The 23,163-nt window shown below is 62.0% G+C and carries 18 protein-coding genes and 1 tRNA gene; 7 read left to right on the plus strand and 12 right to left on the minus strand.

Going from position 1 to position 23,163, the window contains the following annotated elements; translation table 11 throughout:
• Window positions 1–28: 28 nt before the first annotated feature.
• Window positions 29–196 (minus strand): hypothetical protein, encoded by a 168-nt coding sequence (locus AB6802_RS21250; RefSeq protein ID WP_371012131.1) that lies wholly within the window; start codon window positions 194–196, stop codon window positions 29–31.
• A 150-nt stretch (window positions 197–346) separates the two neighbouring features.
• On the opposite strand from AB6802_RS21250, the gene AB6802_RS21255 reads away from it, so the two are divergent.
• Window positions 347–422: transfer RNA gene (locus AB6802_RS21255), tRNA-Thr, on the plus strand.
• 38 nt (window positions 423–460) lie between these two features.
• Here the strand turns inward: AB6802_RS21255 and AB6802_RS21260 are convergent.
• The gene (locus AB6802_RS21260) at window positions 461–661 is read right to left on the minus strand and encodes a hypothetical protein (RefSeq protein ID WP_371012132.1); all 201 of its coding nucleotides are present in this window, start codon (window positions 659–661) and stop codon (window positions 461–463) included.
• Window positions 662–782: 121 nt separating this feature from the next.
• Here AB6802_RS21260 and AB6802_RS21265 point away from each other — a divergent pair, with 121 nt between their 5' ends.
• The 3 genes from AB6802_RS21265 to AB6802_RS21275 all read left to right on the plus strand — a co-directional run bounded on the left by AB6802_RS21265 (window position 783) and on the right by AB6802_RS21275 (window position 6,124).
• Window positions 783–2,699, plus strand: a complete 1,917-nt coding sequence (locus AB6802_RS21265) for a BTAD domain-containing putative transcriptional regulator (protein WP_371012133.1) — start codon at window positions 783–785, stop codon at window positions 2,697–2,699.
• Window positions 2,700–3,559: 860 nt separating this feature from the next.
• Entirely contained in the window at window positions 3,560–4,333 is a 774-nt protein-coding gene (locus tag AB6802_RS21270; protein ID WP_371012134.1) for an NAD kinase, read from the plus strand.
• Between the two features lie 189 nt (window positions 4,334–4,522).
• Window positions 4,523–6,124 (plus strand): DEAD/DEAH box helicase, encoded by a 1,602-nt coding sequence (locus AB6802_RS21275; RefSeq protein WP_371012135.1) that lies wholly within the window; start codon window positions 4,523–4,525, stop codon window positions 6,122–6,124.
• Between the two features lie 85 nt (window positions 6,125–6,209).
• On the opposite strand, the gene AB6802_RS21280 is transcribed toward AB6802_RS21275, so the two are convergent.
• The 8 genes from AB6802_RS21280 to AB6802_RS21315 form a co-directional block, all read right to left on the minus strand.
• Window positions 6,210–6,818, minus strand: a complete 609-nt coding sequence (locus AB6802_RS21280) for a hypothetical protein (protein WP_371012136.1) — start codon at window positions 6,816–6,818, stop codon at window positions 6,210–6,212.
• Between the two features lie 240 nt (window positions 6,819–7,058).
• On the minus strand, window positions 7,059–7,709 hold the full coding sequence (locus AB6802_RS21285; protein WP_371012137.1) for an OmpA family protein: 651 nt from the start codon (window positions 7,707–7,709) through the stop codon (window positions 7,059–7,061).
• 145 nt (window positions 7,710–7,854) lie between these two features.
• Window positions 7,855–8,223, minus strand: coding sequence for a GFA family protein (locus AB6802_RS21290; RefSeq protein WP_371012138.1), 369 nt, complete (start codon window positions 8,221–8,223; stop codon window positions 7,855–7,857).
• Between the two features lie 139 nt (window positions 8,224–8,362).
• Window positions 8,363–8,740, minus strand: coding sequence for a hypothetical protein (locus AB6802_RS21295; RefSeq protein ID WP_371012139.1), 378 nt, complete (start codon window positions 8,738–8,740; stop codon window positions 8,363–8,365).
• Window positions 8,741–9,196: 456 nt separating this feature from the next.
• Window positions 9,197–9,601, minus strand: coding sequence for a GFA family protein (locus AB6802_RS21300; RefSeq protein WP_371012140.1), 405 nt, complete (start codon window positions 9,599–9,601; stop codon window positions 9,197–9,199).
• Between the two features lie 37 nt (window positions 9,602–9,638).
• Window positions 9,639–10,770, minus strand: a protein-coding gene (prfB, locus tag AB6802_RS21305; protein WP_371012141.1) for a peptide chain release factor 2 whose coding sequence is annotated in 2 segments (ribosomal slippage) — window positions 9,639–10,703 and window positions 10,705–10,770 — 1,131 coding nt in all. Because the reading frame shifts where the segments join, the coding sequence is not laid out codon by codon here.
• Between the two features lie 129 nt (window positions 10,771–10,899).
• Window positions 10,900–13,356: a penicillin-binding protein 1A gene (locus AB6802_RS21310; RefSeq protein WP_371012142.1), complete on the minus strand. Its 2,457-nt coding sequence runs from the start codon at window positions 13,354–13,356 to the stop codon at window positions 10,900–10,902.
• A gap of 226 nt (window positions 13,357–13,582) precedes the next feature.
• Window positions 13,583–14,839: an N-acetylmuramoyl-L-alanine amidase gene (locus AB6802_RS21315; protein WP_371012143.1), complete on the minus strand. Its 1,257-nt coding sequence runs from the start codon at window positions 14,837–14,839 to the stop codon at window positions 13,583–13,585.
• A gap of 642 nt (window positions 14,840–15,481) precedes the next feature.
• On the opposite strand from AB6802_RS21315, the gene AB6802_RS21320 reads away from it, so the two are divergent.
• Window positions 15,482–18,406, plus strand: coding sequence for a ribonuclease E/G (locus tag AB6802_RS21320; RefSeq protein WP_371012144.1), 2,925 nt, complete (start codon window positions 15,482–15,484; stop codon window positions 18,404–18,406).
• Between the two features lie 72 nt (window positions 18,407–18,478).
• Here the strand turns inward: AB6802_RS21320 and AB6802_RS21325 are convergent, their stop codons facing one another.
• Together AB6802_RS21325 and AB6802_RS21330 are read right to left on the minus strand one after the other, a co-directional pair.
• A complete protein-coding gene (locus tag AB6802_RS21325; RefSeq protein WP_371012145.1) occupies window positions 18,479–19,408 on the minus strand; it encodes a glutaminase in 930 nt (309 codons plus the stop codon).
• A gap of 2 nt (window positions 19,409–19,410) precedes the next feature.
• Window positions 19,411–20,559, minus strand: coding sequence for a pyridoxal phosphate-dependent aminotransferase (locus tag AB6802_RS21330; protein ID WP_371012146.1), 1,149 nt, complete (start codon window positions 20,557–20,559; stop codon window positions 19,411–19,413).
• A 188-nt stretch (window positions 20,560–20,747) separates the two neighbouring features.
• Here AB6802_RS21330 and AB6802_RS21335 point away from each other — a divergent pair, with 188 nt between their 5' ends.
• The gene (locus AB6802_RS21335; protein ID WP_371012147.1) at window positions 20,748–22,160 is read left to right on the plus strand and encodes a M48 family metalloprotease; all 1,413 of its coding nucleotides are present in this window, start codon (window positions 20,748–20,750) and stop codon (window positions 22,158–22,160) included.
• 56 nt (window positions 22,161–22,216) lie between these two features.
• Window positions 22,217–23,059: a DsbA family protein gene (locus AB6802_RS21340; RefSeq protein ID WP_371012148.1), complete on the plus strand. Its 843-nt coding sequence runs from the start codon at window positions 22,217–22,219 to the stop codon at window positions 23,057–23,059.
• Window positions 23,060–23,163: the final 104 nt, after the last annotated feature.

Genomic DNA, 23,163 nt, shown 5'->3' on the forward strand with positions numbered 1-23,163 from the left:
CTATTCGCTACTCCCCATTCGCTCTCTTTCACCCCATTCCCGTGACGTGCCTCAGCCAGAAGGCCAGCGCGATGAAGCCGACGATAGTGGCGACGCCGGTCCAGTCGATATTGGCCTTCTTCACGTCGCGGATGATCCGGATGAGCAGCAGCCAGGTCACGACGATGAGCGGCAGGATGATGACGAATCTGATCATGCGACACCCCGTTCGATGCCATTGCACCTGAACGGAATGTAGGAAGCGCTCCGCCGCTTTTCAGCATGTGGCTTAACGTCAGGTCCATTAGGAACCCAAAACGGAGTTTTGTCTTTACTGGCGCAACAAATATGCTAACCGGAGCGCCATGCCCTTGTAGCTCAGCTGGTAGAGCAGCGGTTTTGTAAACCGAAGGTCGCGGGTTCGATTCCTGCCGGGGGCACCAAATATATTGCGCGTGTTTTTTCTGTCGTTTGTCAAGGATCAACGCTCGCCAACGTCCTCGTCGAGGCGACAGGTGTTTGAGCTGAAACCAATCGCAACGCTGTAGGCCGCCCAGATGGCGGTGGCGTAAGCCATTGGCAGCTTGCAAAAAAATCGACGGAAATCGGTTCCCGGCAATCGCGCGCAATTGGCTGTGCGAACCTCGTTTGCCGTTTTCAAAGCCTCCGGTGCGACGGACATTGGAGTTTCCACCTCAGATGTTGTTTAGTCATCGAAGGACAGCGTGGAATGAAGGGCGTGAGGTGGCTGTGAAAAGCCGCGTGAAAATCGCGAAAGAAATCGAAATTCAGAGCAAATCGCGATGAGCTTGGCGCGGCTCGATCTGCTGGGCGGGTTTCGCCTGACGTCTCGGGAGGGAATGAGGCTAGAGGTGCCCGCTAGGAAGAACCGAGCGCTTCTGGGCGTCCTCGCCTTGGCGCCGAACCATGAGGCGACCCGCCAGAAGCTCGCCGGGCTCTTATGGGGTGATCGAGGCGAGGAGCAGGCCAGAAATAGCCTGCGGCAGGCCCTGGCTTCTATCCGTAAGGATTTTGGGGATCTGGAAGCTAACACTCTGGTTCTGACCGGAGATCGCGTCGCGCTCAGTCCAAGGCACCTTTCGGTCGATGTAACCGAGTTCGTCGCCGCCTCCGCAAGCCGCGATGCCGCCGGGCTCCGGCAAGCGGCCGAAATCTATGCCGGGTCATTCCTTGACGGCCTAGGTTCGACTGACAACGTCTTAGAAGACTGGCTGCGCGACGTCCGCGCCGACTTGTTGGCCCGAGCAGTTCGTGTGTTCGAGTCCCTGGCGGCATCGGTGAGCGGTAGCGAGCGTGTCGCGGCGGCCGAGCGGCTGGTAGCCCTCGACCCCCTACGCGAACAGTCACACATCGCATTGGTTCAGGCCCATGTCGCCATGGGCCAGACAGCTCTTGCCATCAAGCAGTATGAGGCATGCAAGCTGTTGCTGAAGCGCGAGTTGAACGTGGAGCCCGGCGACCAACTTCAACAATTGCGCGGCGTGCTGGACGAGACGTCGGTCACGCGATCTGACAAGGGTCCATCGAGCCACAGCCCGGTAATAGCTGTTCTTCCCTTCGAGAACATGAGCGGCGATTCCGATCAGGACTATTTCAGCGACGGGATTACAGAGGATATCATTACCGAACTGGGCCGATTTGGTGAACTTCACGTCATTGCCCGCAATTCATCCTTCACCTTCAAGGGCAGGGTTCCCGACACCTCGACCGTCGCGAAGCAGTTGTCCGCTGACTACCTTGTTCAAGGAAGCGTCCGCCGTGCCGGCAACCGGGTGCGGATTTCGTCCCAACTCATAGATGCAAGGTCTGGCAATCAAATATGGGCGGATCGATTTGATCGCGAACTCGTCGACATTTTCGATCTTCAGGACGAGATTGCCAGAAGTGTGGCCACGATCGTGGTGGGAACGATCCGGATCTCAAGCGTAGAGAAAATACGGCGTGTTCCTATCACTCAACTTGATGCCTATGAACTTTACCTGCAGGCGCGTGTTCGCTTCGTTCGCTATGACACAATCCTGGAGGCGGAGCCCTATCTCGTCAGGGCGATCGAACTCGACCCGAACGTCGCGCCAATCCATGCCATGATGGCGATTGTACTCTCGACAAGATGGCTGCTCGAGGCGAATCCGCACAATCGAGAACTACTCGAGGCGGCCTTGGCTCATGGCCGCCGCGCCCTCAAACTCGGACCGCAACAGGCGTGGTGCCACAAGGCGGTGGCTCACCCGCTCATGTTCCTGGGACAACTCGACGAGGCTCTTGCCCACCTGGAACAGGGCGTGAGCCTCAACCCCAATGACGTCTGGATACTAGCAATCCGCGGTTTGTGCCGCAGCTATATCGGTGAGCACGCGGAAGGGTTGTCCGATCTTGACGCATGTGTTGCCCGTGATCCGCTGACTTACGATTGGTTCTGGGACGTGCGTGGGCAGATCCTTTTGGTTCTCGGGCGATATTTGGAGGCAATAAAGTCCTACCGCAATCTCAACTCCTACTCATTTTGGTCATACGCGTTTCTGGCAGTTTGCCATTTGCGGGAGGGCGATGCCGCTCTCGCTGCCGACGCAGTCAGGAAATGCCTGGCAGCCAAGCCCGGCGTAACCGTCAGCGCCGTTCTCGTAGATCCGTATCGTGACCCGAAAATCCTCGAGGGCCTTCGGAGGGACCTTCTTGCTCTCGGCATGCCCGAAGGGTGAAGTCGCAATGCTCGACCCCTTTCCCCTCCTGCAACGGCCATTCGGGAATACGGTGACAGTGCACTTTTGCCGAGGGTTTGATCGGGTTCACGCTCTAAGGCCGCGGTCGACCTGTGGTCTTTGTAAACCGAAGGTCGCGGGTTCGATCCTGCCGGGGCACCATGCTTCGCTCTTCGAGCTTCGGATGGCGGCCACCAAGGTCGCTATATGAGGTTCGGGTGGTGGGCCACCCGAACATTGTTGGATGAGAAATGTCTTCCGAAGACTTGGTGAAGGAGGACCCGATGACAGCTTATGGGAAGAGCTGAGCGCCCCGCCCTCACTGAAAAGCAGCCGCAGTCTGCTCGGTCACCGCAGCCTTATCGAACGCGTTCCTCACCCTGACGGATTGTAGACATAGGCTAGCGAGACGGCGCTGTGTCGTTCTCTATAGGGGTAAGGCTAAAGCGCCCTTTGCGGGCAAGGCGTGCCGGTGGCTTCGCCGCATTGGGTGGCCGTTGAATGAGGCCGCTGGCTCATTTCTTCGGCATGGCGGACAAGTTCCGCGAACATAATGGCGAAGCTTCCCATCATCAGGAAGACTATGATCAAACGCGTTACCGGCAATAGATCAGGTCTCTCTCGACTGGTCAGCCCCCGCCAACCATCCATTGCGGGCTAACATGATCCTCGCATCTTTACGAGTGTTTAAGCACTGCCTTAACCATTGTGGCCATCACATTCGTGACGCTGTTGTCATGAAGCGCGATCATCGTGAACCGCACTTTTCGACAGCCGAACGCCCTGCCCTTCACAGATAGAGCCGACGCATGCTACGCCGTCGCCGGCGCGGCCTTGCAAGCGGTCGCCCTCCGGGAGCCATGAGCAAAGCCGCCAGCCGTTTCGCCTTCGTCTCTTCCGACACCGACGACGCCCGCGCGGCGCTGGAGACGCTGTCGGCGCGCTACGGGCAGGCGTCCATGGAGGAGGCCGAGATTATCATCGCGCTCGGCGGCGACGGGTTCCTGCTGCAGACGCTGCGCGACACGATGGGCTCGGGCAAGAAGGTCTACGGCATGAACCGCGGCACCATCGGCTTCCTGATGAACGAATATCGCGCCGGCGGACTGGAGGAGCGTATCGCCGCCGCCGCAGCCGAAACCATCCGCCCGCTCGAAATGGTCGCGATAACGCATGACGGCGAGACCGTTTCAGCGCCGGCGATCAACGAGGTGGCGCTCTGGCGCCAATCCTACCAGACCGCGAAGATCCGCATCACGGTGGACGGTCAGGTCCGGCTGGAGGAGCTCAACTGCGACGGCGTCATGATCGCCACACCGGCAGGCTCCACCGCCTACAATCTGTCGGCGCACGGTCCAATCCTGCCGCTCGACGCGCCACTCCTGGCGCTCACCCCGGTCAGTCCGTTCCGGCCCCGCCGCTGGCGCGGCGCGCTGCTCTCCAACAAAGCGACCGTGCGCTTCGACATATTGGAACCCGAAAAGCGCCCGGTGAACGCCGCCGCCGACCATACCGAGGTTAAGGCGATTGCGTCCGTCACCGTGCGGGAATCGCCGACGGCGACGGCGACATTGCTGTTTGATCCCAACCATTCGTGGAACGAACGCATTCTTGCCGAGCAATTCCGCTATTGAGCCGGCGCAAAGTTATCGTTGCGATTAAGCATCGCGATTAAGGTTACGTCTTCACAATCGGCGGAATCGCGCCCGTTTCTGTTGACAAATCGCGGACTTGCGACTAACTGCAACCTCGACTTTGCAGACGCGCGGCGCCTGCCGCAACACGCGTTGCGATTTCCCGAACCAGCCAAAGACATCAAACACTTGTCCTCAGACACCACGACCGCTCAAGAAGCGTTGACCTTTTCAGACCTCGGCCTGTCGCCGAAGGTCCTTTCCGCAGTCACCGACGCCGGTTACACGCAACCCACCCCGATCCAGGCCGGCGCCATCCCGCATGCGCTGCTCGGCAAGGATGTGCTGGGCATCGCCCAAACCGGCACCGGCAAAACCGCTTCCTTCGTGCTGCCGATGCTGACGCGACTGGAAAAGGGACGCGCCCGCGCCCGCATGCCGCGCACTTTGATCCTCGAGCCGACGCGCGAACTCGCCGCGCAGGTCGAGGAAAACTTCATCAAATACGGCAAGAACCACAAGCTCAACATCGCGTTGCTCATCGGCGGCGTCTCTTTCGACGAGCAGGATAAGAAACTGGAGCGCGGCGCCGATGTGCTGATCGCGACGCCAGGCCGCCTGCTCGACCACCGTGAACGCGGCAAGCTGTTGCTCAACGGCGTCGAGATCCTCGTCATCGACGAAGCCGACCGTATGCTCGACATGGGTTTCATCCCCGACATCGAGCGCATCTGCGAAATGATCCCGTTCACGCGCCAGACGCTGTTCTTCTCGGCAACGATGCCGCCGGAGATCACCAAGCTGACCGAGAAATTCCTGCATGCGCCGGTACGCGTCGAGGTCTCGAAGGCTGCTTCCGCGGCGACCAACATCATCCAGCGGCTGGTCAAGTCGGGCTCGAAGCCGTGGGACAAGCGCGAGACGCTGCGCAACCTGATCAAGGCCGAAGACGCGGAATTGAAGAACGCCATCATCTTCTGCAACCGCAAGATCGAAGTCTCGGAACTGTTCCGCTCGCTCTTGAAGTATGATTTCGACGCCGGCGCGCTGCATGGCGATATGGATCAGCGGGCGCGCATGCAGATGCTGGCCAATTTCCGCGACGGCAAGCTGCGCTATCTCGTCGCTTCGGATGTCGCCGCGCGCGGTCTCGACATTCCCGACGTCAGCCACGTCTTCAACTACGACGTTCCGATCCATGCGGAGGACTATGTCCACCGCATCGGCCGCACCGGCCGAGCCGGCCGCTCCGGCAAGTCGTTCACCATCGCCACCAAGTCGGACACGAAATACATCGACGCCATCGAGCGGCTGATCGGCAACAAGATCGAGTGGCACGACGGCGACCTGTCCACGGTCGTCGCCAGCGAAGGCGACGACGAAGCGCCCCGCCGTGGCCGCGGTGCGCCGCGCCGTGCCGGCCGCAAGGATGAGGATCGCCCGGAACGCGGCGATCGCAAGAAGGGCGGCGAGCGCCGCCCCAAGAAGAACGAGGATGCCACGCCTGAGCCGGTGCTCGAGCCCGTGCTGGCCGAGGCCGAAGTCGCCGATATTGCCGAGCGCCGCGCCCGCAAGGATGCGATCCGTTCCGACAACGACCGCAAGGGCTCAGGCAATCGAAACGATTCGGGCAACCGAAGTGATGCAGGCAATCGCAACGAGCCGCGCGGCGAAGCCCGCGCGCCGCGCGATCACAACCGCCCTGCCCGCCATCGCCGCGAAGAGGACGACGGCACCGTCGGCTTCGGCGATGACGTGCCGGCCTTCATGCGCATCGTCGCCAAGGTCTAAGCTTCGACGCAGTGCCGGCAGATATGAAACGGCCCCGTACGGGGCCGTTTTTTGTCGTTCCGTCGAAAAGATCCAGCGGTTTGCCTTACATCGGGCCAGGCATCATCTTGGTCGGTTTTTCCAGCATCGGAAAATCCGCCTTGGTGCATTTTACATTCGGATTGGTCGGGCTGAACATGCCGTTCGGATTGTCCCTGAAAAGCCAGGCGTGAAGATCGTAGTGGACGAACTCGCGCGGGATGAGCGGATAGTGTCCCTCCATGGGGCCCATGAATTTCTGGCCGAATAGTGAGGGGGCCTCCTTGATGTCCGGCGTCAACGGCACCAGCCACTCCACGCCAACCAGCTTCAGGCCTTTCTTGGTCGGCTCGTAGATCAGGACGTTGGGCTTCATCGGGTCGAGCTTCTGGCCGACGCTTGGGACGTTGACGAAATGGATGCCCATGGCGCCTTTCGGATAATACATCGCGCCGGATAGCTTTTCTCCGGCGTAATAGACGCAACCGACGGTCGACAGATAAAGGTCGCGGACCGCTGCGGTGTAGTCTTCATATTTGGCCAGCGATTTCTTCAAGGCTTCGATATCGGCCTTGTTGGCATCGTCGGCCCGGGCCGTGCCTGCGCCGAACAATGCGGCGAGAAGGCCGGCCAAAACGAGGACGCCGTAATGCCCAACGCGAGCTGTTCTTGTCATGCATTCCTCCCAGATATTTTATCTGGCCGTGCAAGACCGAGGCGCGTAGATGCTGATTGCGCGGCCAGTTGTACCGCCTCATCCCCTCTGGAACAGCGTCAATGCTAGCCCTTTCGATACGCACGGGAAAGCTGTATTTTAGGACTATCTAATTTTTGTTTGAATATCGAAGCATGGTCCCATCGTCTCAAACAAAAACGGCCCCTTGCGGGACCGTTTTGCGTTGGAATACCGAGCGGATCAGGTGAGCGGCGACAGTTGGATTTCGACGCGCCGATTTTGCTCACGGCCAGCGGCCGTCGCGTTGGAGGCGATCGGCCGCGTCTTGCCGAAGCCGGTGACGGCGAAGCGGCGCTGATCGACGCCCTGGCCGGACAGATAATTGGCGACCGCGAGCGCGCGGCGCTGCGACAGATCGAAATTGTGCTGGTCGCCACCGGTCGAATCGGTGTGACCGAAGACGTCGACGGTGGTCTGGCGGAACTTCTTCAACACCAGCGCGACCGAATTCAGCACCGGATAGAAGCCCGGCTTCACCGCGTCCTGGTCGACATTGAAAGTGATGTCCGACGGCATGTTGAGGATGATCTGGTCGCCGCTGCGGGTGACGCTGACGCCGGTACCCTCGAGCTGCCGGCGCAGTTCCGCCTCGTTCTGGTCCATCGTCGCGCCGATCGCGCCACCGGCCAGTGCGCCGATGCCGGCACCGATCAGAGCGTTGCGGCGGTCATTGCCGCCGGCGAGCAGACCGAGGCTGGCGCCCGCAAGGGCGCCGAGGCCGGCGCCGGCCGCGGTGTTCGAAATCTTCTGGTCGCCGGTATATGGATCGGTGGTGGTGCAAGCGCTCACCAGCAAAGCCGTCGCCACAGCGACGAGCACAGTCTTCTTCATGAAATGATCCCTCTCAATTCGCGGCCGCGCGGCCGCGCCAAATCAACCCTTCCGGACGCTTTGTAGCATAAAATGCGGCGAAAAGCGGAACGGTATCACGGCCGAAATCGCTTCACCGGCAATCGTTCTGCGGCGAACCTTTTCGCTACCAGAGATTCTTGCCGTCGATGACCACCACTTCGACCTTGTCGAGGTCGAAATCGTCGAACAGGCGGGAGTTGACGCTGATCTTCGGGTTGTCGAAATCGGGCTCGCCGCTCGACCAGTCCGGCGTTTCGGTGAAGGTGCCGCAGCCGCAAACGCCGCAGAAGCCATGCTTGATGGTCTTTGAGCCCCAGCGATAGAACGAGACGTTCTCAGGCGGGCTGGTAAGCTTGAACTGCGACGGCAGGTAGTAGGCCCAGAGTGCTCCGCGTTTCGAGCAGAACGAGCACGTGCATTGCGTGACCGTCTGCGGCGCTTCCAAAACTTCGAACGTCGTCGCCTTGCAGTGGCAGCTTGCCTTGATCGTCATCAAATCACCTCTCCATTGTCCGCCGCCGCGCCAGCTGGCGGCAAAGCAACATAAAGAAGCGATCCTGACAACCGTCCGTCAGCAGCGTCGGCAGACATCCTGCCGTGCGGTTCAAAGCCTCACGTTTACGCGACGGGCCTCAATATGAAGGCGGCGGTACGAACAGGCAGATGGTCCTGCCGGCATCGAGCCCGGCCTGGTGCGCGCACCAGTGGTACTCACCGTCGGGCGAATTCCTGACACGCTTGTCGCTGTAGGCGACCACCTCGCCCGTGCCTTTTATGACATAGCCATCCGGCCGCTCGCTGATCGACGATTGCGGCACCTCCTTGCAATCGTAGTTGGCGCAGCAGGCAAAGGGATAGCTCCAACCCTGCGGCAAGACAGCCGTCGGCTTGGCGTCATGCGCGAGGGCTGGCGCGGTCAGTATCGCGATGGCTCCAGTGGCGAACAGGGAAAACAGAAGTCGGCCGGCCGGTTGAACGGCTTTGGCCGATCTTGATTTGGCAGCAGACATCGAAACGTTCCTTTCGAGCATCAAGCATTGTTGCTTGCCCGTTTTTCCCGGAACGTGTCTTCCCAGTGGCCGGATCGTCAGTCGCAGTTACGCCGCGCCCGGCCATAAATGCTTCTATACCACGCAGTCAAGGCTGCGCTGATTCCTTGGTCGGCGCAATGTATTCTGCTCGGTTGAAACTGATTCATGGCGCAACGCGGCGCAAATCCCCATATGTATGAAATAGGAGACCTCATGATCGCCAAATCCACGACTGCTGCAGAAATGGCCCTGACCGTAGGCGTTAGACCGGACGCGTTCCGGGAGGCGTTGCGCAATGCGAAGCTCCCTCGGAAGCGCAACACCGATTGGGAAGTCACAGTGGGCAGCCGACAGTATTCGGCAATGCGGACCGTCCTCGTTGGCGTCCTCCGGCGGGTCGCCGCCTAAAGGCCGGGACCGCGGGATTCTGACCCGTCAGCCAGAGGTGTGCTCGTCATATTGCGGCAGGTCGTCGGTGATCGTGAACCATGGTGCCTTGGAACCGACGAAGATATGGGCGCTCGGACGGATGGCCGGCGCGTCGACAAGCGTTCCCATCGGGATATGGACGTAGGCGCCCTCGCGCACCAGCGAATAGAGCAGCGAACCGCACCGCCCGCAATGCGCGTCGTGACCGCTCTCGTCACCATAGAGCAGCAGCCGGTCGTCGCCGCCAGTCAGTCGGAACTTCTCGCGCTCTATGCCGGCGAACGGCTTGAAGGCAGAGCCTGTCGTGCGCCGGCAGTTGGAACAATGGCAGTTCGCGGCATAGACGAACGCGTCGGCCACTTCGTAGCTGACGGTGCCGCAGAAGCATTTGCCTGTCAGTTTGCTGGTCATCGGCTCTGCCTCCTCAACACCGGATATGAAGCTTACGCTAATCGAGGTCCGCCACGGCCTCGCCCGCGCCGCCTTCGATGCGATGCGACAGCGAAGCTTCCATGAACTCGTCGAGGTCGCCGTCAAGCACGCTCGACGGGTTCGTGCTTTCGACGCCGGTGCGCAGGTCCTTCACCAACTGATAGGGTTGCAGGACATAAGAACGGATCTGATGGCCCCAGCCGATATCGCTCTTGGACGCCTCGGTGGCGTTGGCGACGGCTTCGCGTTTCTTCAACTCTTCCTCGTAGAGGCGCGAACGCAGCATTTCCCAGGCCTTGGCCTTGTTCTTATGCTGCGAGCGCTCGGCCTGGCAGGCGACCGCGATGCCCGTTGCGATGTGGGTGATGCGTACAGCCGAATCGGTGGTGTTGACATGCTGGCCGCCCGAGCCGGACGAGCGATAGGTGTCGATGCGCACATCCGATTCCGAAACGTCGATCTCGATCCTGTCATCGACGACTGGATAGACCCAGATGCTGGAGAAGGACGTATGGCGACGCGCATTGCTGTCATAGGGCGAAATGCGCACCAGGCGGTGGACGCCCGATTCCGTCTTCAGCCAGCCATAGGCATTGTGGCCCTTGATGAGCAGCGTGGCGGATTTGATGCCGGCTTCTTCGCCGTCATGAACTTCCAGCACCTCGACCTTGAAGCGGCGGCGTTCGGCCCAGCGCGTATACATACGCAACAGCATCGAGGCCCAGTCCTGGCTCTCGGTGCCGCCGGCGCCGGCATGGACTTCGAGATAGGTGTCGTTGGCGTCGGCTTCGCCCGACAGCAGCGTCTCGACCTGGCGGGCCTTGGCCTCGCCCTGCATCGAGCGCAGCGCTGCTTCCGCTTCCGCGATGACGCCGTTGTCGCCTTCTTCCTCGCCAAGCTCGATCAGGCCGATATTGTCTTCCAGCGCCTGGGTCATTCCCTTGACGGCGGCGATGCCGTCCTCAAGTTCCTGGCGCTCGCGCATCAGCTTCTGCGCTTCGATCGGATCGTTCCAGAGGCTGGCATCCTCCGCGCGTACGTTCAGGTATTCAAGCCGCTTGATGGCCTGATCCCAGTCAAAGATGCCTCCTCAGCAGGGTTATCGCCTGCCTGATCTCGTCGACAATGTTCAGCGTTTCCGCGCGCATGGCTGTTCGTTCTGTCCTGTTTTTTTCATTCTTTTCGGAGTTGGCGCGATACATAGGCACGGCATCGCTACCTGTAAAGCGAAATGGGCCAGCACTTCCTGCCGGCCCATTGCGCGAAATACCGATACGTCAGTAGAGGCCGCCGCCGCCGTCCTGGATGGCCTGGTTGGCCTGCGGCGACAGCTGGCCGCCGGAACCGTTGGAACCGTCGGCGCCCATGCCGATGACCCAGTAGCTGTCGGCCGGGCCGGTGCCGGGCTTGAAGGCCTCGATGATGGTGTTGGGATCGCCTTCGGCGGCGCGCATGCCGGTCTTGCGGTTGATGGCGATCAACTTCATGCCGTCCGGTACCTGGAAGTCGGTGTTCGGCTTGCCGTCGAGCGCTACGCGCATGAAATCCTTGAAGATCGGCGCGGCGAGACCACCACCGGTGGCGCCATGGCCAAGGCCGCGCGGCGTGTCGTAACCCATATAGAGGCCGACGACGAGGTTGGGTGTGAAGCCGATGAACCAGGCGTCCTTTTCATCGTTGGTGGTGCCGGTCTTGCCGGCGATGTGGCGGCCAAGCTCGCCGATGGTGGCGCCTGTGCCGCGTTGCACCACGCCCTCCATCATCGAGGTGATCTGGTAGGCCGTCATCGGGTCGAGCACCTGTTCGGAATTGTCGACCAGTTCCGGTTCAGGCTGGTTCTTCCATTCGGCGGCGTTGCAACCGTCGCACCCGCGCTCGTCCTGCTTGAACACGGTCTTGCCGTAGCGGTCCTGGATGCGGTCGATCAACGAGGGTTTGATCGACTTGCCGCCATTGGCCATGATCGAATAGGCCGAGACCATGCGCATGACCGTCGTCTCGCCCGAGCCCAGCGCCATCGGCAGATAGGGCGCCAGATGATCGTAGACGCCGAAGCGCTCGGCATACTCCACGACCAGCTTCATGCCCATGTCGTTGGCGAGCCGCACCGTCATCAGGTTGCGCGATTTTTCGATGCCGGAGCGCAGCGTCGCAGGGCCGGCCACCGTGCCGTCATAGTTCTTCGGCGTCCAGGTCGTGTTGCCGCTCTGGATGGTGATCGGGCCGTCCATGATCACCGAAGCCGGCGTATAGCCGTTGTCGAGCGCCGCCGAATAGACGATCGGCTTGAACGAAGAGCCCGGCTGGCGCATCGCCTGGGTGGCGCGGTTGAACTCCGACTGCGCGTAGGAGAAGCCGCCGACCATGGCCAGCACGCGCCCGGTGTGCGGATCCATGGCGACGAGACCGCCTTCGACCTCGGGCACCTGGCGCAGCATGTAGGTGTTGTCGGAGCCTTCATTCTTCTGCACGAAGACGACGTCGCCGGGCTCCAGCACCTCCGCCGGCGACTTCGCCCTGACGGATTTGCCGTTGACGAAGTGGCGCATGGCGAAGCCCATATCGTCCTTGCTGACGGTGCCCTCGACGCGCTCCTTGACGATATCGCCGGAAATCTGACGCGTTGGCTGCAGGCCGATGGTCAGGCCGGAGGCCGAGCTGTCGAGCACGACGGCAAGCGTCCATTCCGGCACGTCCTCCAGGCCCTTGACGTTGCCCAGCGGCACGCCCCAGTCGCTGGAAATGTCGATATGCGTGACCGGTCCGCGATAACCGCGCAGCATGTCATATTTGAGCAGGCCGCTCTGCAACGACTTGCGGGCGATAAGCTGGATGTTCGGATCAAGCGTGGTGCGTACCGACAGGCCGCCCTCGTAAAGCGCGTTCTCGCCATAGCGGGAGATGATCTGGCGGCGGACCTCCTCGGTAAAATACTCGCCGGCGAACAGATAGGAACCGGTGCGGCGCGGCGTCACGCCGAGCGGCTCGGCCTTGGCCTTGGCGCCCTCCTCGCGGGTCACGTAGCCGTTCTCGACCATCTGATCGATGACCCAGTTGCGGCGCTCGATCGCGCGGTCGGCATGTTTGAAGGGGTGGTAGTTGTTCGGGCCCTTCGGCAGCGAGGCGAGATAGGCGGCTTCAGCGACCGTCAGCTCGTTGACCGACTTGTCGAAATAGGTGAGCGCGGCGCCGGCGACGCCGTAAGCGCCGAAGCCGAAGAAGATTTCGTTGAGATAGAGCTCAAGGATGCGGTCCTTGGAATAGGCCTGCTCGATGCGGAAGGCCAGGATCATTTCCTTGATCTTGCGCTCATAGGTCTGGTCGGAGGTGAGCAGGAAGTTCTTCGCCACCTGCTGCGTGATCGTCGAGGCGCCGACCTGTCGCCTGCCGGAACCAAGATTCTGCAGGTTGACGATGATGGCGCGGCCGAGGCCGGTGATGTCGATGCCGGGGTGGTTGTAGAAATTCTTGTCCTCGGCCGACATGAAGGCGGCTTTTACGCGGTCGGGGATCGCCTGGATCGGCAGATAGAGGCGCCGCTCGCGCGCATATTCGGCCATCAGCGAACCGTCCGAGGCGTGGATGCGCGTCGTCACCGGAGGCTCGTATTTGGCCAGAACCTCATAGTCGGGCAGGTCCTTCGCCACATGGCTGATATAGATGGCGACGCCGGCAGCTACCAGCAGCGCCAGCGTCGTGCCGATGCCGAAGAAATAGCCGATAAGACGAATCATGCCCGCTCCAGTCCGAGGTTCGGGATTTTCCTAAACGAAGCCGACCGTCGCGCAAGCTTCCCGGAGCGGTCCCAATCCGCAATGGAAGACCATTGTCGCGAGCATGTGGACAAAATACGGCAGCGCTCGGTTTCGGGACTCTGTCCGGCAAAATAATAACGCCGGGTGTTGTCGTCATGCAACGCCGCTTGTGGTTGTGGGGTTGCGCCCGGTTGCGACGGCGCCGTCAGCCACCTGTTGCCGTGCCTGTTTTCGCCGATGCGAACAGGGCGACTGCATTGGTGATGCTCTGGGCGGCCTTGCCGCGCCAGTCGGCGTTGAGCAGCTGCGCCTCGTCCTTGGCGTTGGAAAGATAGCCGAGCTCGACCAGGACCGACGGTACGTCGGGCGCTTTGAGAACCCTGAAGCCGGCCGAACGCTGCGGATTGTTGATGAGGCCGACATTGGTCGACAGCTGGCCGACGAGCGTGTGGGCGAAGCTCATCGAGAAATTGTGGGTTTCGCGGCGGATCAGGTCGATCAGGATGTCGGTGACTTCCTTGTCGTCGTTCTTGATCTTCATGCCGGCGAACTGATCGGACAGGTTTTCGCGATCGGCGAGCGCCTGTGCTTCCGGATCGGAGGCCTTGTCCGACAAGGTGTAAACCGTCGCGCCGCGGAGGCCCTTGACGGCAATCGTATCGGCATGGATCGAAATCAGAAGATCGGCCTCGTGCTGACGGGCTATGCGCACGCGGTCGTCAAGGGTCAGATACTCGTCGGTGTCGCGGGTCATGAACACATCGTACTTCCCAACCGACGCCAGTTTGTCGCGGAGCTCGGTGGCAAAGGCCAGCGTCACGTTCTTCTCGATCGTGCCGCCGGAGCTTTCGGCACCGCCGTCGACGCCGCCATGGCCGGGATCGATGACGATGGTGAAGCGGTGTCCGGGCGCCGAGACCGGTCCAGTGCCGACCCGCTCTCCCTTGTCGGTGGAAACGGTCGAACCGGTGGTCAGCGACTGGTTGGCCAGGGCTTCGTCGAACTCGCGCTCGGAAGCCGCCGACATGTCGATGGCGATCCGATAACCGTTGCCGTCGTCATTCTTGAGCACGTCCAGCTTGTCGACGGCGAATGGTCCCTTGCCGGTGAGGATCAGCCGAGAACCCTCGCCCTGATCGCCGTAGCGGACGGCTCGCACCAGTCCGCGTGGCTTCAGCTCCTTCGCATCAAGGGCGAATCGCGTGCGCGGCAGGTCGACGACAAGACGATTGGGGCCGCGCAGCAGGAACCATTTGATGTCCGGTTCGCGGTCGAAGTTGAGCACGATGCGCATCTTGGTGGCGTCGCCCGCCATCTTGTAGCCGGATGCGCCAAGCGGGGCGTCGGCCCGGGACAGCGCCGCGGAACCAAGCAGCGCCGCCAGCAGCACAAGGGCCCGCACCAGATGCCGCAAATAGGCGGCGGCGGTCTGCCCCTTGTCTGCGCTGCCTGCCGGTCCCATCTCTCTTCCAGTTGCTCCGGTTTGGCGCGTCATGCGCCGGGTCTTTTATGAAGTGCCTTTCGGGCCGCCAACTCGCTTAACGATTGGTATTCAGAGAAGGTTAACCAAGCCTTTCACGGTGTGAACTGGAATGCGGCCTTCCGTTGCGGAAGCGCTTTTTGCCGGCATCCGAAATCAGGGTTGCCTTCCAACCCGTCAAATCATAAAAGCGACGTTGGATCACTGCAATCCTGGACCGCTTGCCGCAGCAGTTCCTGCCAAAGGTCAAAGCAAGGCGACTTCTTCCGCTTCCAGGCCCAAGTGATCGCGACGATTTTCGCAGGCGTGCTCCCGTGGCGGGGGAATCGCTTGCGTGAGGGAAACGGCCGGGAGTCCCGTGCCGGCTCTGTGTGAGCAAACAAGCTGGTCCGGCTCAGTCCGGGCTTTGGTTCAAAAGGTTCTGCTAGGTGCCGATGGCTTCAAGCGCAATCATGGAAAGGTCCGCATCAAACCGCGCCATAATGGCTGCGGGCGGAACCGCCATTGCGCTGAGGCAGCGGCCGGCGGACATTCAATTATCCGGCATGCACACATTTTCAGGCGCACAGCGGCGGGCCTTGCCACGCCAGCTGCCGCCGTCTGCTGCCGGCAGGAAACAAAATAATGCCCAACAAAATGCTGATAGACGCCTCCCACCAGGAGGAAACACGGGTCGTTGTCGTTCGCGGTAACCGCATCGAAGAATTCGACTTTGAATCCCAGGACAAGAAGCAGCTCAAAGGAAACATCTACCTCGCCCGCGTAACCCGCGTCGAACCTTCCCTCCAGGCAGCCTTTGTCGAATATGGCGGCAACCGTCACGGTTTTCTCGCCTTCAGTGAAATTCACCCCGACTACTACCAGATCCCGGTCGCCGACCGTCAGGCCCTGCTGCGCGCCGAAGCGCAGGAGGCCGAGGACGAAGACGAGGAGGACGCCGAGAACGGCGAGGAGCACCAGGCGCGCGATCGCGGCGGCCGGCGCAACCGGCGGCGCGGTAGCAAGAGCCGAGACCGCGGCGACCATAGGCATGATGAAGTATCCGCTGCCGCGGCCAACGACAGCCCGGCAGAAACGGCTGCGGCCAGCGAGGCAGCAGACGCTGCGTCTGAAAATACAGAAATAGAAGCCTTTGACGTCGACACCGCGTCGGAGTCTCCGGATGGCGCCACGACGCAGTCCGATGGCGAGACCGGCAGCGAGGCCGCGCATGACGACGATGAAAAGGCCTCCGAAGGCGGCCCCACCTCGATTGCCGCAAGCGTCGAAGCCGATGTGATTTCCGAGACGGTGCAGCAGGCCGAAGCGGCCGGCGATGCGCCCACCAGCGACGAAGCCGCTACCGGCGAGAACGATCGCGGCATGCTGGAGGAGGTCTCGTCCGCGCATCAGGACGAACACGAGGTCGAATCCGTCGGCGCCGAGGACGCGCTGGAAGAGATCCGCAACCGCCGCAAGCCGGTCCGCCGCCAGTACAAGATCCAGGAAGTCATCAAGCGCCGGCAGATCCTGCTGGTGCAGGTTGTCAAGGAAGAGCGCGGCAACAAGGGCGCCGCACTTACCACTTATCTGTCGCTTGCCGGCCGCTATTCGGTGTTGATGCCCAACACCGCACGCGGCGGCGGCATCTCGCGCAAGATCACCAACGCAGTCGACCGCAAGCGCCTCAAGGAGGTCGTCGCCGATCTCGAAGTGCCGCAGGGCATGGGCGTCATCCTGCGCACCGCCGGCGAAAGCCGCACCAAGGCCGAGATCAAGCGCGACTATGAATATCTGATGCGGTTGTGGGAGAACGTCCGCAATCTGACGCTTCAGTCCACCGCCCCTGCCCTGGTCTATGAGGAAGGCAGCCTGATCAAGCGTTCGGTGCGCGACCTCTACAATAAGGACATAGACGAGATTCTGGTCTCCGGCGAAGACGGCTACCGCGAGGCCAAGGACTTCATGCGCATGCTGATGCCGAGCCACGCCAAGGTGGTTCAGCCGTTCCGCGACACGACGCCGATCTTCGTGCGCAACGGCATCGAGGCGCAGCTCGACCGCATGCTGCAGCCTCAGGTGACGCTGAAGAGCGGCGGCTACATCATCATCAACCAGACCGAGGCGCTGGTTGCCATCGACGTCAACTCCGGCCGCTCCACCAAGGAGCATTCGATCGAGGAGACGGCGCTCCACACCAACCTGGAGGCGGCCGAGGAAGTGGCGCGCCAGCTGAGGCTGCGCGACCTTGCCGGCCTCATCGTCATCGACTTCATCGACATGGAGGAGAACCGCAACAACCGCTCCGTCGAGAAGCGGTTGAAGGATCACCTCAAGAACGACCGCGCGCGCATCCAGGTCGGCCGCATCTCGCATTTCGGCCTGATGGAGATGTCACGCCAGCGCATCCGCGCCAGCGTGCTGGAATCGACCATGAAGCCCTGCCCGCATTGCGGCGGCACCGGCCATGTGCGTTCCGATTCGTCGGTGGCGCTGATGGTGGTGCGGGCGATCGAGGAATTCCTGCTCAAGGATTCGCGCAGCCACATCACCGTGCGCACGCCGTCCGTGACGGCGCTCTATGTGCTCAACCACAAGCGTTCCATGCTGGTCGAGCTCGAGGCTCGCTTCGGCCTGACGATCACCATCGAAGCCGACGAGACGCTGGGCACCCAGCATTACGCGATCTTCCGCGGCGCCATCGCCGAGAAGCCGGAAGGTTTCGTCGAGGTGCGCAGCCTGCCGGCCTATGTCGAGCCTGAGGAGCCCGAGGACGAAATCGTCATCGAGGAAGACGAAGACGAGGTTGCGGTGCAGGCCGAGCAGCCGCGCCAGCCGCAGCCGCAGGGCCAGCATCAGCAGCGGTCGGAGGACAGCGACGGCCGAAAGCGCCGCAAGCGCCGGCGGCGGCGTGGCGGCAGGGATCGCGACCGCGAACACGGCGATGCCGCACCCGCTTCGACGGCGGCGGAAGCCGGCGATGCCGACGACGAAGCAACCGACGAAGTCGCTCAGGACGTGACCGCAGGTGGCGAGGCCGTGGCGGCAGCCGACGACGACAGCGCGGCCAAGAAGCGCCGGCGCGGTAAGCGCGGCGGCAAGCGTAGTCGCCGCGAGGATGAGACTTCAGAGGCCGGCGCCGGGGAGACCGTTGGTGAAGCCGAGGTTGGAGCCGCGCCAGACGGGGACGCCGCCAGCGAGCCGGTGGCGGCAGCCGCGCCCGACGAAGCTGTCGCTCCCGCGGCAGCCAATGACGATGCCGCGGTGGCCGAGAAGCCGAAGAAGCCGCGTCGTTCGAGGGCGAAGAAGGCGACCGAGGAAACAATTGCCGAGACGGTCTCCGAACCCGTCGCGGAAGCCGCGATGTCGCCAGCGGTAGCCGAGCCTGAGCCGGCAATTGTTGCCACGCCCGAGGCGGAGCCTACCGCCAGTGCTCATCCGACACGGCGCAAGCCGCAGGCGAATGACGCGCCGGTTGTCCCTGTCGTGTCGTCGACTGTCAGCGACGATGCCAAGACCGAGGACAAGCCGAAGCGCGGCGGCTGGTGGCAGCGCAAAGGCTTTTTCTAAGCTTTTCAGCTAGTTAGTTTGATTTTCTTACAAAATCCCGCGCCACACGGCGCGGGATTTTTCGCAGCGGCCTTACGGTGCGAAGATCGACCAGCCCATCATCCGGGCAAGCTTCTCAAGCGCGATCGAACCGAGTTTCGAATTGCCGTTCTCGTTGAGGCCGGGCGACCAGACCGCCAGCGAGGCCACGCCTGGCACGATGCCCAATATGCCTCCCCCGACACCGCTTTTTCCCGGAATGCCAACGCGGAAGGCGAAATCGCCGGAGCCATCATAGTGGCCGCAGGTCAGCATCAGCGCGCCGATGCGGCGCGCGCGCTCGGCTGACACCACCGAATGACCCGTTGCCGGATTCCTGCCGCCATTGGCAAGGAATCGGCCAGCCATGGCGAGCTGCCTGCAGCTCATGGCGACGGCGCAATGGTGGAAGTAGACGCCCAGCGCCAGCTCCGGCTCATGATGAAGATTGCCAAAGGATTTCATGTAGTTGGCCAAGGCGAAATTGCGGTATCCGGTGGCGCGCTCGGACGCTGCGACGTCGCGGTCGATGATGATGGTGTCGTCATCGGCGAGGAACTGGATGAAGCGCAGGATCTCGCCGATCGCCTCGCGCGGCTGATGGCCGGCAAGCAGGACATCCGAGATGACAATGGCGCCGGCATTGATGAACGGATTGCGCGGAATGCCGTTCTCGTGCTCAAGCTGGACGATCGAGTTGAACGGATTGCCGGAGGGCTCTCGGCCGACCCGCTGCCAGAGCGCGTCGCCGATCTTGCCCAGCGCCAGTGTCAGCGTGAAGACCTTCGAGACGCTCTGGATCGAAAAGGGTTGGTCGGCATCGCCGGCAAGGATGACACGGCCGTCATTGGTCACCGCCGCGATACCGAACTTGCGCGGATCGACCTTGCCGAGCTGTGGAATATAAGTGGCGACATTGCCGCGATCGGTGCGCGCCGCCATTTCGGCGGCGACTTCGGCCAGTGCTTGCTCGAGTTCCGGCATGGTTATTTCAGCCAGCGCTCGATGCGCGCCAGCGCCCCGACCATGTCGTCATGGCTGCCGGCATAGGAAAAGCGCATGGTGCGGTGCCCTTGCAGTGGATCGAAGTCGCGGCCAGGTGTCGCCGCGACATGCGCCTCGCCCAGCATTTTGCGCGCGAAGGCCATGCTGTCATTGGTGTGCCGGGTGACATCGCAGAAGGCATAGAAGGCGCCATCCATGGGTGCTGCAAGCGGAAAACCGAGTTCCGGCAAACGGGTCATCAGCAGCTTGCGATTCCAGGCATAGCGCGCCTTCACCGCTTCCAATTCCACGGTCGCCTTGAAAGCTTCGATCGCGGCGATCTGGGAGAGCTCGGGCGGCGAGATGTAGAGACTCTGGGCAATCCGCTCCACCGGCCGCACAAGTGCCTCCGGCAGCACCATCCAGCCGATGCGCCAGCCGGTCATGCAATAGTATTTCGAAAACGAGTTGATGACCGTCACGTCGGCGCCATGGGAAAGCGCCGTCGTATCCGGCGCCGCATAGGCCAGCCGGTGATAGATCTCGTCGGAGATGACGGCGACGCCCAGTTCCTCGGCTGCCTTTACCAGCGCCGACAGTTCGCCGGCCGGGATGACCGCGCCGGTCGGGTTGGCGGGGCTGGCGAACAGCACGCCCTTCAACGGTTTTTCACCGTGCGCCGCCTTCAGGTGATCGGCATGCAGATAGGCCTCCGAGCCTAGCTCGATCTCGACGATCTCGATGCCGAGAGCAGCCATGATGTTGCGATAGGCCGGATAACCAGGCGCCGCGATGGCGACACGGTCACCGGGATCGAACATCGCCAGGAACGCCAGGTTGAAGGCGGCCGATGAGCCGGTGGTGACGGCGATGCGGGCTGGCGCGATATCGAGCCCGTAATGCTCGCCGTAATGCGCGGCGATCGCCTTGCGCAGATCGGCCAGGCCGAGAGCATCGGTATAGCCGATGCGACCGTGCTTGAGTGCCGCGGCCGCGGCCTCGCGGACACCCGCCGGCGCAGGGTCGGAAGGCTGGCCGACCGCCATCGACACGACGGGAACGCCGGTGGCCTTCAGCCGATTGGCTTCGGCCAGGATATCCATGGCGTGGAACGGCTCGACCGCGCCGCGACGTGAAAGCGAAACCACCATTTGACCTCTTGTCCAGCCTGCCAGTTCCGGCGCAATTCCGACAGAAAACCGCCGCCTGTTGTTCTTGAACAGGTTGGAGTTCGGCGGTAGCGCCGCACAAATGCCCGATTGATGTGGGGATCACAAGCGCGCAGGAAGTTACCGGCGCCGACTTTTCATCTTTCGCCCGCTCGTCTACCAGTGGACTTATGTTGAGCCGACCCCGATCAATGATTGGCAGATCGACCTATCTGACCCGAAATACGCGCGGATTTGCGACCCTTCTGCTTGCCGCCGCTGTCGCTGTTTCGAGTTCGGTTAGCGCCTTCGCGCAGGGCGTGCCGGTGGTGCGCGATGCCGAGATCGAGGCGCTGGTACGTGACTATGCGCGGCCGATCTTCAAGGCTGCCGGCCTCGCCAATGACGGCATCGACATCGTCCTGGTCAACGATCAGAGTTTCAACGCCTTCGTCACCGGACGGCGCCTGTTCATCAACACCGGCGCGCTGGTGACCGCCGAAACGCCGAACGAGATCATCGGCGTCATCGCGCACGAGGCAGGCCACATCGCCGGCGGGCACCAGCAGAAGCTGCGCGACCAGCTCGACCGCGCCAAGACCATGGCCATCATCGCCACGCTGCTCGGGGCCGGCGCCATCGTCGCCGGCGCAACCACCAACAGCAAGGGCCTGGCAGGTGCCGGCATGGGCGTCGCCGCGGGCGGCGGCGAGATGGCCCAGCGCTCGATCCTTGCCTATCAGCGCACCGAAGAGATCACCGCCGACCGTTCGGCCATCACCTATCTCAACGCCACCGGCCAATCCGGCATGGGCATGCTGAAGACCTTCGGCCGCTTCCAAAGCGCGCTTTCGCTGGCCGGCACCCAGATCGACCCCTACCGGATCAGCCATCCGATGCCGCAGGAGCGCATCGCCAATCTCGAAGTGCTGGTCAAGGCGAGCCCCTATGTCGGCAATGTCGACCCGGCGCCGCTGCAGCAACGGCATGACATGATGCGCATCAAGATAGCCGCCTATATGCAGGGCCAGGCGGCAGTGGCGCGGCTGATGCGCAAGGATCCGACAGGGCTCGCCGCACGCTATGGCGATGCGCAGTCAAACTATCTCTACGGCAATCCTGGTGCTGCGCTTGTAAAGACGGCGGCCCTGATCAAGGAGCAGCCGAAAAACCCTTATTTCCAGGAGTTGCGCGGCGACATCCTGATGAAAATCAACAAGCCGAAGGATGCGGCCGACGCCTATGCCAAGGCGGTCAGCCTGGATCCTACGCGTTCAGGACTGCTGATGGTCTCGCTCGGCCAAGCGCTGATGGCGATCGGCACGCCCGATTCGGTGAAGAAAGCCGCGGCTATGCTCAATAGCGGCGTCGGACGCGACAAGGATAATGCCGAAGCTTATCGCTTTCTGGCGCAGGCCTATGGCGAACTTGGCGATATTCCTGCCGCCGACCTTGCCACCGCCGAGGGCCACTACTATGCCGGCGACTACCAGAACGCGAAAATCTTCGCCATGCGCGCTCAACAAAAGTTGAAGCGAGGCGAGCCTCGCTGGGTCCGGGCTCAGGATATCATAAACTACACGCCATCGAACAAACTCAAATGAACCTCCTGGACGCCAGCGGCGACTGGAGTGGACCGGGACAGAAAGGATCGACGATCATGAACAAGGCAATCCTGCTTGGCAGCGCTGGCGTGGTGGTGGCGCTGGGCATGCTGGCCGTCGGCTTTGTGGCGGGAAGCCCGCAGAGCGCGAAGGCCGATACGGTGCAAGCGGTTCAGGTGGCCGCCGCCGCCGACACCAAGGCGCCTAGCGATGCGAAGGTCCCTGGCGATACCAAGGTCGATCGCAAGGAAGTCGAGGGCATCATCCGCGATTACCTGCTGAAGAACCCCGAAGTGCTGCTCGAGGTGCAAGATGCGCTCGAGGCCAAGCAGAAGGAAGAACAGCGGCTCGCCAATCTCGGCGTCATCAAGGACGCCAAGGACGAGATCTTCAACTCCACCTTCGACGGCGTCGTCGGCAATCCGAAGGGCAAGATGACCATCGTCGAGTTCTACGATTACAATTGCGGCTTCTGCAAAAGGGCCATCGACGACATGAAGGCGCTGACCAAGGCCGATCCGGATCTGCGCTTCGTGCTGAAGGAATTCCCGATTCTGAGCCCGGATTCGCAGAAGGCCAGCGTCGTGTCGATGGCGTTCCACCTGATGCACCCGGAGAAATACGGCGAATTCCACACCGCGTTGCTCGGCGGCCAGGGCCGCGCCACGGAAGCCACCGCCATCAAAGTGGCGCTGTCACTCGGCGCCGACGAGGCAGCCTTGCGCGAAAAGATGAAGGACCCGCGCATCCCAGAGGCGCTGTCGCGGACCTATGACCTCGCCACCAAGCTGTCGATCACCGGCACACCGTCCTATGTGGTCGGCAACGAGGTTATCTTCGGCGCGCTCGGACAGCAGGTTCTTGCGCAGAAGATCGAGGAAGCGAAAACAGCGCTTTGAGCAGCAACCGGCTGCGCCAAGGGGCGGTTTTGTGCCTGCTGTGGACAGCAAAAGAACGCACTTGCGCTCTTTTCGTGGGCGGCTATGCCCATTATAGAGGCCCA

It is taken from the genome of Mesorhizobium sp. RCC_202 (genome assembly GCF_041355295.1).
GTDB lineage: Bacteria > Pseudomonadota > Alphaproteobacteria > Rhizobiales > Rhizobiaceae > Mesorhizobium.

Bases quoted from the DNA above. Each gene is read 5' to 3' on its own strand.
- AB6802_RS21295 (WP_371012139.1), bottom strand. From the start codon at position 8,740: ATGTCTGCTGCCAAATCAAGATCGGCCAAAGCCGTTCAACCGGCCGGC.
- AB6802_RS21325 (WP_371012145.1), bottom strand. From the start codon at position 19,408: ATGCCGGAACTCGAGCAAGCACTGGCCGAAGTCGCCGCCGAAATGGCG.
- AB6802_RS21260 (WP_371012132.1), bottom strand. From the start codon at position 661: ATGTCCGTCGCACCGGAGGCTTTGAAAACGGCAAACGAGGTTCGCACA.
- AB6802_RS21310 (WP_371012142.1), bottom strand. From the start codon at position 13,356: ATGATTCGTCTTATCGGCTATTTCTTCGGCATCGGCACGACGCTGGCG.
- AB6802_RS21335 (WP_371012147.1), top strand. From the start codon at position 20,748: ATGTTGAGCCGACCCCGATCAATGATTGGCAGATCGACCTATCTGACC.
- AB6802_RS21270 (WP_371012134.1), top strand. From the start codon at position 3,560: ATGAGCAAAGCCGCCAGCCGTTTCGCCTTCGTCTCTTCCGACACCGAC.
- AB6802_RS21250 (WP_371012131.1), bottom strand. From the start codon at position 196: ATGATCAGATTCGTCATCATCCTGCCGCTCATCGTCGTGACCTGGCTG.
- AB6802_RS21315 (WP_371012143.1), bottom strand. From the start codon at position 14,839: ATGGGACCGGCAGGCAGCGCAGACAAGGGGCAGACCGCCGCCGCCTAT.
- AB6802_RS21330 (WP_371012146.1), bottom strand. From the start codon at position 20,559: ATGGTGGTTTCGCTTTCACGTCGCGGCGCGGTCGAGCCGTTCCACGCC.
- AB6802_RS21285 (WP_371012137.1), bottom strand. From the start codon at position 7,709: ATGAAGAAGACTGTGCTCGTCGCTGTGGCGACGGCTTTGCTGGTGAGC.
- AB6802_RS21320 (WP_371012144.1), top strand. From the start codon at position 15,482: ATGCCCAACAAAATGCTGATAGACGCCTCCCACCAGGAGGAAACACGG.
- AB6802_RS21280 (WP_371012136.1), bottom strand. From the start codon at position 6,818: ATGACAAGAACAGCTCGCGTTGGGCATTACGGCGTCCTCGTTTTGGCC.
- AB6802_RS21265 (WP_371012133.1), top strand. From the start codon at position 783: ATGAGCTTGGCGCGGCTCGATCTGCTGGGCGGGTTTCGCCTGACGTCT.
- AB6802_RS21300 (WP_371012140.1), bottom strand. From the start codon at position 9,601: ATGACCAGCAAACTGACAGGCAAATGCTTCTGCGGCACCGTCAGCTAC.
- AB6802_RS21290 (WP_371012138.1), bottom strand. From the start codon at position 8,223: ATGACGATCAAGGCAAGCTGCCACTGCAAGGCGACGACGTTCGAAGTT.
- AB6802_RS21340 (WP_371012148.1), top strand. From the start codon at position 22,217: ATGAACAAGGCAATCCTGCTTGGCAGCGCTGGCGTGGTGGTGGCGCTG.